The organism is Pseudomonas sp. WT-JTC (assembly GCF_056711565.1).
Map to the genome: position 1 here is coordinate 419,685 of NZ_CM160042.1, position 14,146 is coordinate 433,830.

The following is a 14,146-nucleotide window of genomic DNA, read 5'->3' on the forward strand; positions in this document are numbered from 1 at the left end:
CTGATTCATCTTCACTGTGGGGACACATGCAGACACTCAAGGTCGATCTAGGCGAACGCAGCTACCCGATTCATATTGGCGAAGGTTTGTTGGATCAGCCTGAGCTGCTGGCCCCGCATATTCGCGGACGGCAAGTAGCGATCATCTCCAACGAGACTGTTGCGCCGCTCTATCTCGAGCGTCTGACCCGCAGCCTGGCGCAGTTCTCGGTGATTTCCGTGGTGCTGCCCGACGGCGAAGCCTTCAAGACCTGGGAAACCCTTCAACTGATTTTCGACGGCCTGCTGACCGCCCGGCATGATCGCCGCACCACGGTGATCGCCCTCGGTGGCGGTGTGATCGGTGACATGGCCGGCTTTGCCGCCGCCTGCTACCAGCGCGGCGTCGATTTCATCCAGGTTCCGACCACGCTGCTGTCGCAAGTCGACTCTTCGGTGGGCGGCAAGACCGGGATCAACCACCCGCTGGGCAAGAACATGGTCGGCGCCTTCTATCAGCCGAACGTGGTGCTGATCGATACCGCCAGCCTCAATACCCTGCCGGCGCGCGAGCTGTCCGCCGGATTGGCCGAAGTCATCAAGTACGGGCTGATCTGTGATGAGCCGTTCCTGACCTGGCTCGAAGACAACGTCGACCGCCTGCGCAACCTGGATCAGCAAGCCCTGACCTATGCCATCGAGCGTTCCTGCGCGGCCAAGGCGGCGGTGGTCGGTGCCGATGAGAAAGAAACGGGCGTGCGTGCCACGCTGAACCTGGGCCACACTTTTGGCCACGCCATCGAAACCCACATGGGCTATGGTGTATGGCTTCATGGTGAGGCTGTGGCTGCTGGCACTGTAATGGCGCTGGAAATGTCCACGCGACTCGGCTGGATCAGCGAGCAGGAGCGCGATCGCGGCATTCGTCTGTTCCAGCGTGCGGGGCTGCCGGTCGTTCCGCCAGAAGAAATGACAGAAGCCGATTTCCTCGAACACATGTCCATTGATAAAAAAGTGATCGACGGTCGTTTGCGCCTGGTGCTGCTGCGCCACATGGGTGAAGCGGTGGTGACCGACGATTATCCGAAAGAGGTTCTACAGGCCACGCTGGGGGCAGACTACCGCGCCCTGGCTCAGCTTAAAGGTTAATAAGAACACGATGACTAGTTTGCATGCCGACGAGGCTTTCCTCGGCCATTACCAGTTGAGTCACGACCCTTTTGCTCCACGGGTGCCTGGCTTCAAATTTTTCCCGGCCCAGCGCAAGCCCGTGCTGGGACAATTGCATCACCTGGCCCGTTACAGCCAGTTGCTGCTGGTGGTCACCGGCCCCGAGGGCAGTGGCAAGACCCTGTTGCGTCAGGCCCTGGTCGCCAGCACCAACAAGCAATCGGTACAGAGTGTGGTGGTTTCTGCCCGCGGCGCCGGCGATGCGGCCGGGGTATTGCGCCAGGTGGCCCAGGCGCTGAACGTCGGCCAGGCTGATGTCGACGCTATTCTGGCGCAAGTGGTGCAGCTTGCACTGACCGGGCAAGAGGTCTATCTGCTGGTCGATGACGCCGAACAGCTCGACGAGTCCGCCCTTGAGGCGCTGATGACCCTGGCTGCCGGCGCGCCTGAAGGCCGTCCGCATGTGTTCCTGTTCGGTGAATCCTCGATGATTGCTCAGCTTGATGCTTTGCATCTCGAGGAAGAGCGTTTCCATGTCATCGAACTGCAACCCTACACCGAGGAAGAAACCCGCGAATATCTGGAGCAGCGGCTTGAAGGCGCCGGTCGCGGTATCGAACTTTTCACCGCAGATCAGATCTCTGATATTCACGAAAGCTCCGAAGGCTGGCCTGGCAGCATCAACCAGGTGGCCCGCGATGCAATGATCGAAGCCATGATCGCCAGCCGCACAGCGGTCAAGCGTCCAAAAATGGGGTTCAATATGCCGAAGAAACACGTATTGGCGATTTCCGCTGTTGTCGTGGTCGCGGTAGCGGCCGCCTGGTTGATGCCGGGTCGCAACAAGGCACCGACCACGGGTGCACCGGCCAACGAGCAGGCGCAACTGCCGCTCGGTCAGGGGCAGCCAGCAGCGAATGGCGGTGCTCCTGCCGTCGAATTCGCCGGCAACACGCAACCGATGCCGTTGCCGTTGGTCGGCAACTCGCAACCGGTCATGCGCGGCCCACTGGCTGAAGCGGCAGGTGGCATTACCGAGGGTGACGATGGTGTGCCGGTCGAAGGCTCCAGCGCTACACCGCCGACTGTGACCACCACTGCGCCGCCTGTGGGCGTCCCTGCCGGCCCTGCGCCAACGCCAGCCGCCAAGCCGACCCCCGCGCCGACTCAGGTCGCCACCGCCAAGCCAGCGCCTGTTCCGGCGCCTGCTCCAGTGGCCAAGCCTGCACCAGCGCCAGCCAAGCCAGCCGTTGCTGCGGCGACCAAGCCTGTCGAGAAACCGGCTCCGGTGGCCAAGGCTGCTGGCGGTACCTGGTACGCCGGTCAGGCGCCGGGCAACTACGTGGTGCAAATCCTCGGCACCAGCTCCGAAACTGCCGCACAAAGCTTCGTCAAGGAGCAGGGCGGCGAGTACCGTTATTTCAAGAAAGTCCTCAATGGCAAGCCGCTTTACGTGATCACCTACGGCAACTTCGCCAATCGTGATGCAGCCGTTTCCGCCATCAAGGCCTTGCCAGCGAAGGTTCAGGCTGGTAAACCTTGGCCTCGCACTGTCGCCAGCGTCCAACAGGAACTGGCAACAACTCGCTGAAGATTCGGCGGCCTTACCCAGGCCGCCTCTCCAAGCACCTCAAAATTTCTACAAGTGCGCGCTGCCCTCCGGGCCGCGTGCCTTGTGGTGTCTGCGTCACAGTAGTCTTTGAGTCGTTGCGGTCAAAATTAAAAAAAGTTTTGACTAGCACAGCAGATCGCTTTAAACCTTTCACAAATGCGACATAGATTTGCGACATTTCGTCGTCAAATTTGTGAGGCCAAGTGTCGGTGTGTACAATGACCTCCCTTTTGCCCCCGCAAAGCTGGCGAACGTTCAGCGTGGATGGCAAGTGGTTGAATTGAAAAGAAATTTGCCTCGATCAGAGGCAGCCTGGTGAGAAAGTGTCTATGAAAGCAGGTCTGTACCAACCAGATGAATTCAAGGATAACTGCGGTTTCGGCCTGATAGCCCATATGCAGGGCGAGCCCAGTCATACCCTTTTGCAAACGGCCATTGAGGCCCTGACCTGCATGACCCACCGCGGTGGGATTAATGCCGACGGCAAGACCGGTGACGGTTGCGGTCTGCTGATTCAAAAACCGGACGTGTTCCTGCGAGCCATCGCCCAGGAAACCTTCGGCGTCGAAATGCCCAAGCAGTACGCTGTAGGCATGGTTTTCTTCAACCAGGACCCGGTCAAAGCCGAAGCCGCTCGCGAGAACATGAACCGCGAGATCCTGGCCGCCGGCCTGCAGTTGGTCGGCTGGCGCAAAGTGCCGATCGACACCAGCGTCCTCGGCCGCCTGGCCCTTGAGCGCCTGCCGCAGATCGAGCAAGTGTTCATCGGCGGTGAAGGCCTGAGCGATCAGGACATGGCCGTCAAGCTGTTCACCTCCCGTCGTCGCTCGTCCGTGGCCAACGCCGCCGACGTCGATCACTACGTGTGCAGCTTTTCGCACAAGACCATCATTTACAAAGGCCTGATGATGCCGGCGGATTTGACCGCCTTCTATCCGGACCTGAGCGATGAGCGCCTGCAAACCTCGATTTGCGTGTTCCACCAGCGCTTCTCCACCAACACCCTGCCGAAATGGCCGTTGGCCCAACCGTTCCGCTTCCTGGCGCACAACGGCGAGATCAACACCATCACCGGCAACCGCAACTGGGCCGTGGCCCGTCGCACCAAGTTCACCAACGACTTGATGGACCTGGAAGAACTCGGCCCGCTGGTCAACCGTGTCGGTTCCGACTCCTCGAGCATGGACAACATGCTGGAGCTGATGGTCACCGGTGGCATCGACCTGTTCCGTGGTGTGCGGATGATCATTCCGCCTGCGTGGCAGAACGTCGAGACCATGGACCCGGACCTGCGCGCGTTCTACGAATACAACTCGATGCACATGGAGCCGTGGGACGGCCCGGCCGGCGTGGTCATGACCGACGGTCGCTACGCGGTATGCCTGCTCGACCGTAACGGTCTGCGTCCGGCGCGTTGGGTCACCACCAAGAACGGCTTCATCACCCTGGCCTCGGAAATCGGTGTCTGGAACTACCAGCCTGAAGACGTGATCGCCAAGGGCCGTGTCGGCCCTGGCCAGATCTTTGCCGTGGACACCGAAACCGGTCAGATCCTCGACACCGACGCGATCGACAACCGTTTGAAGTCCCGTCATCCGTACAAGCAATGGCTGCGCAAGAATGCCCTGCGCATCCAGGCGACCATGGAAGACAACGACCACGGTTCGGCGTTCTACGACGTCGATCAGCTCAAGCAATACATGAAGATGTACCAGGTCACGTTCGAAGAGCGCGATCAGGTACTGCGTCCGCTTGGCGAGCAAGGCTACGAAGCCGTGGGCTCGATGGGCGACGATACGCCGATGGCCGTGCTGTCCCAGCGCGTGCGCACGCCGTACGACTATTTCCGCCAGCAGTTCGCGCAGGTCACCAACCCGCCGATCGACCCGCTGCGCGAAGCCATCGTCATGTCGCTGGAAATCTGCCTCGGTGCCGAGCGCAACATCTTCCAGGAGTCGCCGGAACACGCTTCGCGCGTGATCCTCAGCTCGCCGGTCATTTCACCGGCCAAGTGGCGCTCGCTGATGAACCTCGATCGTCCGGGCTTCGAGCGCGCGATCATCGACCTCAACTACGACGAAAGCGTCGGCCTGGAAGCGGCAATCCGCAACGTTGCCGATCAGGCTGAAGAAGCCGTGCGCTCCGGTCGTACCCAGGTAGTGCTGAGTGACCGTCACATCGCCCCGGGCAAGTTGCCGATCCACGCCTCTCTGGCTACCGGTGCGGTGCACCATCGCCTGACCGAAAAGGGCCTGCGCTGCGACTCCAACATCCTGGTGGAAACCGCAACCGCACGCGATCCGCATCACTTCGCCGTGTTGATCGGTTTCGGCGCCTCTGCCGTTTATCCGTTCCTGGCTTATGAAGTGCTGGGCGACCTGATCCGTACCGGTGAAGTGCTGGGCGACCTCTATGAGGTGTTCAAGAACTACCGTAAAGGCATCACCAAGGGCTTGCTCAAGATCCTGTCGAAGATGGGCATCTCGACCATCACCTCCTATCGCGGAGCACAACTGTTCGAAGCGATCGGCCTGTCCGAGGAGGTCTGCAACCTGAGCTTCAAGGGCGTACCGAGCCGCATCAAGGGTGCGCGTTTCGTCGACATCGAAGCCGAGCAGAAAGCGCTGGCCACCGAAGCCTGGAGCCCGCGCAAGCCGATCCAGCAAGGCGGTCTGCTGAAGTTCGTCCACGGTGGCGAGTACCACGCCTACAACCCGGACGTGGTCAACACCCTGCAGGCCGCTGTGCAGCAGGGCGACTACAGCAAGTTCAAGGAATACACGTCGCTGGTGGACAACCGTCCGGTGTCGATGATCCGCGACCTGCTGAAAGTCAAAACCCTGGACACGCCGCTGGACATCAGCGAAATCGAACCGCTGGAGTCGGTGCTCAAGCGCTTCGACTCCGCCGGTATTTCGCTGGGCGCCCTGTCGCCGGAAGCTCACGAAGCCCTGGCCGAAGCCATGAACCGCCTTGGTGCGCGTTCCAACTCCGGTGAAGGCGGCGAAGACCCGGCGCGCTACGGCACCATCAAAAGCTCGAAAATCAAGCAGGTTGCCACCGGTCGTTTCGGTGTAACCCCGGAATACCTGGTCAACGCTGAAGTGCTGCAGATCAAGGTCGCCCAAGGCGCCAAGCCAGGCGAGGGCGGTCAACTGCCCGGCGGCAAGGTCAACGGCCTGATCGCCAAGCTGCGTTATGCAGTGCCGGGCGTGACCCTGATTTCGCCGCCGCCGCACCACGACATCTACTCGATCGAAGACTTGTCGCAGCTGATTTTCGACCTGAAACAAGTCAACCCGCAGGCGCTGGTGTCGGTGAAGCTGGTAGCGGAAGCAGGCGTCGGCACCATCGCCGCCGGTGTGGCCAAGGCCTACGCGGACTTGATCACCATCTCCGGCTACGACGGCGGTACCGGTGCATCGCCGCTGACCTCGATCAAATATGCGGGCGCTCCGTGGGAACTCGGCCTGGCCGAAACCCACCAGACCCTGCGCGGCAACGACCTGCGCGGCAAAGTCCGGGTACAGACCGACGGCGGCCTGAAAACCGGCCTCGACGTGATCAAGGCGGCCATCCTCGGCGCTGAAAGCTTCGGCTTCGGCACAGCGCCAATGATTGCCCTGGGCTGCAAATACCTGCGTATCTGCCACCTGAACAACTGCGCCACCGGCGTGGCGACCCAGAACGAGAAGCTGCGCAAGGATCACTACATCGGTACCGTCGACATGGTGGTGAATTTCTTCACCTACGTCGCCGAAGAAACCCGTGAGTGGCTGGCCAAGCTGGGCGTGCGCTCCCTCGAAGAGCTGATCGGCCGGACCGATCTGCTGGAAGTTCTCGAAGGCCAGACCGCCAAGCAGCATCACCTGGACCTGACCCCGTTGCTGGGCAGCGACCACGTACCGGTGGACAAACCGCAGTTCTGTGGCGTAGACCGCAACCCGCCGTTCGACAAAGGCCTGCTGGCCGAGAAAATGGTCGACATGGCCACCTCGGCGATCAACGACCTGAGCGGCGCCGAGTTCGCCCTGGACATCTGCAACTGCGACCGTTCCATCGGTGCGCGGATCTCCGGCGAAATCGCGCGCAAGCACGGCAACCAGGGCATGGCCAACGCGCCGATCACGTTCCGCTTCAAAGGCACGGCCGGGCAGAGCTTCGGCGTGTGGAACGCCGGCGGCCTGAACATGTACCTGGAAGGCGACGCCAACGACTATGTCGGCAAGGGCATGACCGGCGGCAAGCTGGTGATCGTTCCGCCAAAGGGCAGCGTCTACCGTACCCAGGACAGTGCCATCATCGGTAACACCTGCCTGTACGGCGCCACCGGCGGCAAGCTGTTCGCCGCCGGCACCGCGGGTGAGCGCTTCGCTGTGCGTAACTCCGGTGCCCACACTGTCGTGGAAGGCACTGGCGATCACTGCTGCGAGTACATGACCGGTGGTTTCGTCTGCGTATTGGGCAAGACCGGTTATAACTTCGGCTCTGGCATGACCGGCGGTTTCGCCTACGTGCTCGACCAGGACAACTCCTTCGTTGACCGGGTCAACCACGAACTGGTGGAAATCCAGCGGATCAGCGGCGAGGCGATGGAAGCCTACCGCAGCCATTTGCAACGCGTGCTGAACGAGTACGTCGAGGAAACCGACAGCGAGTGGGGTCGTGAACTCGCCGAGAACCTCGATGATTACGTGCGCCGTTTCTGGTTGGTCAAGCCAAAGGCTGCCTCCCTGAAATCGTTGCTTTCCAGCACCCGTGCCAACCCGCAGTGATATGCGCCTGAAGAGTTTGATGAGGTTTTAAAATGGCTGAACGTCTGAATAATGACTTCCAGTTCATCGAGGTCGGGCGCAAGGATCCGAAGAAGAAACTGTTGCGTCAACGCAAGAAAGAGTTCGTGGAAATCTACGAACCGTTCAAACCCCAGCAGTCGGCCGACCAGGCCCACCGCTGCCTGGGTTGCGGTAACCCCTATTGCGAATGGAAGTGCCCGGTGCACAACTTCATTCCCAACTGGCTCAAATTGGTGGCCGAGGGCAATATCCTCCAGGCCGCCGAGCTGTCGCACCAGACCAACACCCTACCGGAAGTCTGCGGCCGGGTGTGCCCGCAGGACCGTCTGTGCGAGGGTGCCTGCACCCTCAACGACGGCTTCGGCGCGGTGACCATCGGTTCGGTGGAGAAGTACATCACCGACACCGCGTTCGCCATGGGCTGGCGCCCGGACATGTCCAAGGTCAAGCCGACCGGCAAGCGTGTCGCGATCATCGGCGCGGGCCCGGCGGGCCTGGGCTGTGCCGACGTGCTGGTGCGCGGCGGCGTGACCCCGGTGGTGTTCGACAAGAACCCGGAAATCGGCGGTCTGCTGACCTTCGGCATCCCTGAGTTCAAGCTGGAAAAGACCGTGTTGAGCAATCGTCGCGAAGTCTTCACCGGCATGGGCATCGAGTTCCGCTTGAACACCGAGGTGGGCAAGGACGTGACCATGGAGCAACTGCTCGAAGAATACGATGCCGTATTCATGGGCATGGGCACCTATACCTACATGAAGGGCGGCTTTGCCGGTGAGGACCTGCCGGGCGTCTATGACGCGCTGGACTTCCTGATCGCCAACGTCAACCGCAACCTGGGCTTTGAAAAGTCGCCGGAAGATTTCGTCGACATGAAAGGCAAGAAGGTCGTGGTTCTGGGCGGTGGCGACACGGCGATGGACTGCAACCGTACTTCGATCCGCCAGGGCGCCAAGTCGGTGACCTGTGCTTATCGTCGTGACGAAGCGAACATGCCGGGCTCGCGCAAAGAGGTGAAGAACGCCAAGGAAGAAGGCGTGAAGTTCCTCTACAACCGCCAGCCGATTGCCATTGTCGGTGAAGACAAGGTCGAAGGCGTGAAGGTGGTCGAGACCCGTCTCGGCGAACCGGACGCCCGTGGCCGTCGCAGCCCTGAGCCGATCCCGGGCTCCGAAGAGATCATCCCGGCCGACGCCGTGGTCATCGCTTTCGGTTTCCGCCCGAGCCCGGCGCCGTGGTTCGAGCAGTTCGAGATCCAGACCGACAGCCAGGGCCGCGTCGTGGCACCGGAGCAAGGTCAGTACAAGCACCAGACCAGCAACCCGAAAATCTTCGCCGGTGGCGACATGGTTCGCGGGTCTGACCTGGTGGTGACGGCGATCTTCGAAGGCCGCAATGCGGCGGAAGGGATCCTGGATTACCTGGGCGTCTAACCGCGATCCTGAGCTGAAATGCAGTAAAGCTGTGGGAGCGGGCTTGCTCGCGAAGAGGGAGTGTCAGTCGACAGATTTTTTGTCTGACACACCGAATTCGCGAGCAAGCCCGCTCCCACATTGGTTTTGTGGTGTTGCGAAGACCGGTGTTTCTCCGCGATAAATTGACCCGATAGACAAAAGGCTGACCTGCATTCGTGCCTTTTGCGTCTAGCTCTGAGAAAATGCCCTCACTTTTTTTCCGGATGCCGACATGACTGCCCTGAAGAACGACCGTTTCCTGCGCGCCCTGCTCAAGCAACCCGTAGACGTCACCCCTGTGTGGATGATGCGTCAAGCCGGTCGCTACCTGCCTGAATACCGCGCCAGCCGCTCCAAGGCCGGCGACTTCATGAGCCTGTGCATGAACCCGGCGTTCGCTTGCGAAGTCACGATGCAGCCGTTGGACCGCTATCCGCAACTGGACGCGGCCATCCTCTTTTCCGACATCCTGACCATCCCCGATGCCATGGGTCAGGGTCTGTACTTCGAAAGCGGCGAAGGTCCGCGCTTCAAGAAAGTCGTCAGCACCCTGGCCGACATCGAAGCCCTGCCGATTCCCGATCCGCAGAAAGACCTGGGTTACGTGATGGACGCGGTCAGCACCATCCGCCGAGAACTGAACGGCCGTGTGCCGCTGATCGGCTTCTCCGGCAGCCCATGGACACTGGCCACCTACATGGTCGAAGGCGGCTCGTCGAAAGACTACCGCAAGACCAAAACCATGCTCTACGACAACCCGCAAGCCTTGCACCTGCTGCTGGACAAGCTCGCGCAGACCGTCACCAGCTACCTCAACGGACAGATCATGGCCGGCGCGCAAGCGGTGCAGATCTTCGACAGTTGGGGCGGCGCCCTCTCGGCGGCGGCGTACCAGGAGTTCTCCCTGGCCTACATGAAGAAAATCGTCAGCGGCCTGATCCGCGAGCACGAAGGCCGCAAGGTGCCGGTGATCCTGTTCACCAAGAGCGGCGGCCTGTGGCTGGAAAGCATCGCCGACGCCGGTGCTGATGCACTGGGCCTGGACTGGACCTGCGACATCGGCAGCGCCCGCGCCCGTGTCGGCGACAAGGTCGCACTGCAAGGCAACATGGACCCGGCCGTGCTCTACGCCAAACCGGAAGCCATTCGCGCTGAGGTCGGGCGCATTCTGGCCAGCTACGGCAAGGGCAGCGGCCACGTGTTCAACCTCGGCCATGGCATCACGCCGGAAGTCGACCCGGAACATGCTGGCGCCTTCCTGCGTGCCGTGCATGAGTTGTCGGCGCAGTATCACGAGTGATCAGCACCCAATAAAAACGCCCGGCAAATGCCGGGCGTTTTTGTATGCGCAGATCGAAATGTGGGAGCGGGCTTGCTCGCGAAAGCGGTGTGTCAGTAACGAAGATGTTGACTGACAGGACGCCTTCGCGAGCAAGCCCGCTCCCACAGGGTTCTGTCTATACCGTTACACCACTTAAAGGCGGCAGTTTTGCCAGCTTCAATGCGATCAGCAGCGCAATCACCAGCAGCGTGCCGATAAACAGCCCGATGCCGTTCCAGCCACCCAGATGCCAGAACACCCCACCCGCCGTGCCTGCAATACTCGACCCGGCGTAGTAGCTGAACAGGTACAGCGACGAAGCCTGCCCCTTGGCCTTGGTGGCGCGGCGGCCGATCCAGCTGCTGGCTACCGAATGGGCGCCGAAGAAGCCGAAGGTGAACACCAGCATGCCTATGATCACCAGCGGTAGCGGCGTGAACATGGTCAGGGCCAGGCCGGCGATCATCAGTGCAATGGTGCTCCAGAGCACTTTGCGTCGACCGAGCTTGTCGGCCAGGGCGCCGATTTTCGCCGAGCTGTAGATGCCTGACAGGTACACCACCGAGAGCATCCCGACGAACGCCTGTTCCATGTGATACGGCTCGGCCAGCAGGCGATAGCCGATGTAGTTGAACAGTGTGACGAACGCACCCATCAGCACAAAGGCTTCGAGGAACAGCAGCGGCAGGCCGGCGTCGCGAAAGTGCATGGTGAAACCGTCGAGCAGGCTGCGCGGGTGCAGCGAGCGGGTGCGGAAGTTGCGCGACTCGGGGAGGATTTTCCAGAACACCGCCGCCGCAATCAGGGCCAGGCCGCCGATCACCAGCATTGCCGTGTGCCAACTGACGAAGTCGATCAGCACTCCGGTAATCAGGCGCCCACACATCCCGCCAATCGCGTTACCGCCGATGTACAGCCCCATCGCCAGACCGATGTGTTGCGGGTGGATCTCTTCGCTCAGGTAGGTCATGGCGACCGCCGCCAGGCCGCTCAATGACAGCCCCACCAATGCCCGCATCGCCAGCACCGCGTGCCAGCTCGGCAGCATCGCACTGGCAACGGTGCACAGGGCGGCGGCGAACAGCGCAGCGACCATCACCGGCTTGCGCCCGACGCGGTCGGAGATCGGCCCGGTGATCAGCAGGCCGAAAGCGAGCATGCCGGTGGCCACGGAAAGGATCAGGCTGCTTTGCGCCGCGTTGATGGAATATTCGTGGGACAACAGCGGCATCATCGGTTGTACGCAGTAGAGCAGGGCGAAGGTCGCGAAGCCGCCGCAGAACAGTGCCAGCACGGTGCGCATGAACGCCGGCGTGCCTTTTTCGATGTAGATCTCTTTCAGTTCGACGACGGCATCGTCCAGTGCGGCGGGAGGAGCTACTTGAACAAGCGGGGCGGAAGCGGTTTTCACGGTGGACCTCGGAGGAGCGCAGCCGGTCAGGCAATGAAAAAAGCATATAGCTGGCTAATGATTCAATCCAATATATTGTTCGACCTGTTTGATAGCTTCTACGACCTAATGAGGTTTTCATGGAATTGCGTCATCTGCGCTACTTCATCGCCGTCGCCGAAGAACTGCACTTCGGCCGCGCCGCACAGGTGCTGGGCATCTCCCAACCACCGCTGAGCCAGCAGATTCAGGCGCTGGAACAGGAAGTCGGCGCCCGGCTGTTCGAGCGTACCAATCGTCGGGTCGAGCTGAGCGAGGCCGGTCGGCTGTTTCTGGAGGAGGCGCGACTGGTGTTGGCGCAGGTCGACAAAGCGGCGGATGTCGCGCGACGGGCGCAACTGGGTGAGTTGGGTGAGCTGAAAATCGGCTTCACCTCGTCGGCACCTTTCAACTCGACCATTCCTCAAGCGATCTTCTCATTCCGCCAGCGCTTCCCGGCGGTACACCTGAACCTGCGGGAAATGAGCAGCACCCAGGTGGCCGATGCGCTGGTGGACGAGTCGATTGAAGTCGGGATCATGCGCCCGCTCGGGTTGCCGGACTGCCTCAGCGTGGTCGAGCTGATGCGCGAACCGCTGGTCGCGGTGCTCAGCTCCAAGCATCCGTTGGTAGAGGGCAGCGAGGAGGGCTTGTTCCTGTCAGCCCTGGCGCTTGAGCCCTTTGTGTTTTTCCCTCGCAGCTATGGCAGCGGCTTGTACGCCCAGTTGCTCAGCCTGGCGCGGGATGCCGGTTTCAACCCGCACTTCGCCCAGGAGGCCGGTGAGGCGATGACCATCATCGGGTTGGTAGCGGCGGGGCTCGGTGTGTCGGTGCTGCCGGCTTCTTACCAGCGGATGCGCATTGATGGCGTGGTTTATCGACCGCTGCTGGATCCGGCAGCGGTGTCAGCGGTTTGGCTGGTGCAGCGCAAGGATCAGAAGTCGGCGATGGCCAAGGCGTTTGTGGAGTTGTTGACGCGTAAGCTGACGCCTTGATACTCAATATTATTGAATAGTGGCCTTTAGCCTTTTCCAGATCGGACGATAACCATTTCTGTATTCATCAAACTATGGAGAAACAGGATGTTCAAGCAATTAACCTTCACCGCTTTGCTGGCATTGACCGCTCTGACTGGTGGTTGTGCTTCGGTAAAAATGGCGGATGAAAGCCAGGACGCTCAGGCCAAAACATTCCAAGTGGCCCCGGATAAAGCTCACATCTACGTTTATCGCAACGAAAGCATGGGTGCTGGCGTGAAAATGCCTGTGGCGCTGAACGGCAAGCCTGTAGGAGAGACCGTCGCCAAGTCTTATCTGATGCTGTCAGTCCCGGCCGGTCAGCAGACTTTGGTGTCTTCCGCGGAAAACGATTCGGAACTGAAACTCACCGCTGAAGCTGGCAAAAACTACTTTGTCTGGCAGGAAGTAAAAATGGGTTTCATCAAGGCGCGTAACAGCCTGCAAGTCGTCGACGACAAGACCGGTCGCGCTGGCGTTGCCGAAAGCAAGCTGATTCAGGCTCAGTAAGCTCCATTTCGAGCAGAACTCTCCTTGCTGCCGAAACTCTCCGCGCGGCGTTCCGACGATGGGCTAAAGAACGCCGCGTGTATCCAGGAAACACGCGTCATCGTTAACGACCATCGCGAGCGAGCTCGCTCCTACAGAAGATCAGAAGCTTTACCACTGTTTGTGGGACATTTCTGAACTGTCCCGGACAGGCTACAGCGCCTTGCGGCGCTGCCTACAACTACTCCAGAATCCGCCGGCTTGTGCGTTTCGAGGGCCATCGCTAACTTGATTCGGGTCACTGATGGTCAGTGATCGGGTTTAGTAGCCCGTACCTCGACGAGGCGCATTTGCGCTCCTGATAGGCAGGTATGTCCATACCTGCCCTTGACGGTAGCTGTGCGCAGGGCGCCTTCGTGCGCGCCGGCTTCGTCGGGGCCCGGTCTACTAACCTGCGTACAGCTGCCACCCTTTTGATCAGTAGCGATTCGGTGTGGCCGCCACTTTCAGGACGCTGAATCATGACCCATACGCCAAAGCCACCGGATACCGATCCGGACGCGCCACATCGGCCCAGCCCAATTTTTCTCGTCGCCCCCGATATCGACAACCACACCCTGCTGGAATACGCCTGCGTGTCGCTGGCATCAGCCAATGTCATGGCCAGTGACTTCGCCAGAGACCTGAAGGGCTCGCAGGGCCACACACTGTTGGGGATTCAGCAGTCGATCATGTTGGGGGAAATGGCGGTGAATCGGGTGTTGGATAACCTCGATCCACCGTAAACCTTTGTAGGAGCGAGCTTGCTCGCGAAACACCTCCGGGCAACGCGTTCATTCAGGCTGCCCGCGTTATCGTTGACGTCCATCGCGAGCAAGCTCGCT

Annotated in this window: 9 protein-coding genes; 8 read left to right on the plus strand and 1 reads right to left on the minus strand. The window is 60.7% G+C overall.

From position 1 onward, the window contains the following. Window positions 1-26 precede the first annotated feature (26 nt). From aroB to hemE, 5 genes are all read left to right on the plus strand, one after another. Complete coding sequence (gene aroB / locus AC06G5_RS01890; RefSeq protein ID WP_007989324.1) at window positions 27-1,127, plus strand: 3-dehydroquinate synthase; 1,101 nt, start codon at window positions 27-29, stop codon at window positions 1,125-1,127. 10 nt (window positions 1,128-1,137) lie between these two features. Then, window positions 1,138-2,739 (plus strand): AAA family ATPase, encoded by a 1,602-nt coding sequence (locus tag AC06G5_RS01895; RefSeq protein WP_413703705.1) that lies wholly within the window; start codon window positions 1,138-1,140, stop codon window positions 2,737-2,739. A 350-nt stretch (window positions 2,740-3,089) separates the two neighbouring features. Continuing rightward, the gene (gene gltB / locus AC06G5_RS01900; RefSeq protein ID WP_480458916.1) at window positions 3,090-7,535 is read left to right on the plus strand and encodes a glutamate synthase large subunit; all 4,446 of its coding nucleotides are present in this window, start codon (window positions 3,090-3,092) and stop codon (window positions 7,533-7,535) included. A gap of 32 nt (window positions 7,536-7,567) precedes the next feature. Beyond that, complete coding sequence (locus tag AC06G5_RS01905) at window positions 7,568-8,986, plus strand: FAD-dependent oxidoreductase (protein WP_007975602.1); 1,419 nt, start codon at window positions 7,568-7,570, stop codon at window positions 8,984-8,986. 253 nt (window positions 8,987-9,239) lie between these two features. Beyond that, complete coding sequence (gene hemE, locus AC06G5_RS01910) at window positions 9,240-10,307, plus strand: uroporphyrinogen decarboxylase (protein ID WP_480458917.1); 1,068 nt, start codon at window positions 9,240-9,242, stop codon at window positions 10,305-10,307. 157 nt (window positions 10,308-10,464) lie between these two features. Here hemE and AC06G5_RS01915 read toward each other — a convergent pair whose 3' ends face one another. Continuing rightward, the gene (locus AC06G5_RS01915; RefSeq protein ID WP_480459847.1) at window positions 10,465-11,691 is read right to left on the minus strand and encodes an MFS transporter; all 1,227 of its coding nucleotides are present in this window, start codon (window positions 11,689-11,691) and stop codon (window positions 10,465-10,467) included. Between the two features lie 167 nt (window positions 11,692-11,858). Here AC06G5_RS01915 and AC06G5_RS01920 point away from each other — a divergent pair, with 167 nt between their 5' ends. The 3 genes from AC06G5_RS01920 (at window position 11,859) to AC06G5_RS01930 (ending at window position 14,047) form a co-directional block, all read left to right on the plus strand. After that, a complete protein-coding gene (locus AC06G5_RS01920; RefSeq protein WP_413423137.1) occupies window positions 11,859-12,752 on the plus strand; it encodes a LysR family transcriptional regulator in 894 nt (297 codons plus the stop codon). An 87-nt stretch (window positions 12,753-12,839) separates the two neighbouring features. Further along, window positions 12,840-13,283: a DUF2846 domain-containing protein gene (locus tag AC06G5_RS01925; RefSeq protein WP_413423139.1), complete on the plus strand. Its 444-nt coding sequence runs from the start codon at window positions 12,840-12,842 to the stop codon at window positions 13,281-13,283. A gap of 500 nt (window positions 13,284-13,783) precedes the next feature. Then, a complete protein-coding gene (locus tag AC06G5_RS01930) occupies window positions 13,784-14,047 on the plus strand; it encodes a DUF6124 family protein (RefSeq protein ID WP_480458918.1) in 264 nt (87 codons plus the stop codon). The last annotated feature ends 99 nt before the right edge of the window (window positions 14,048-14,146 follow it).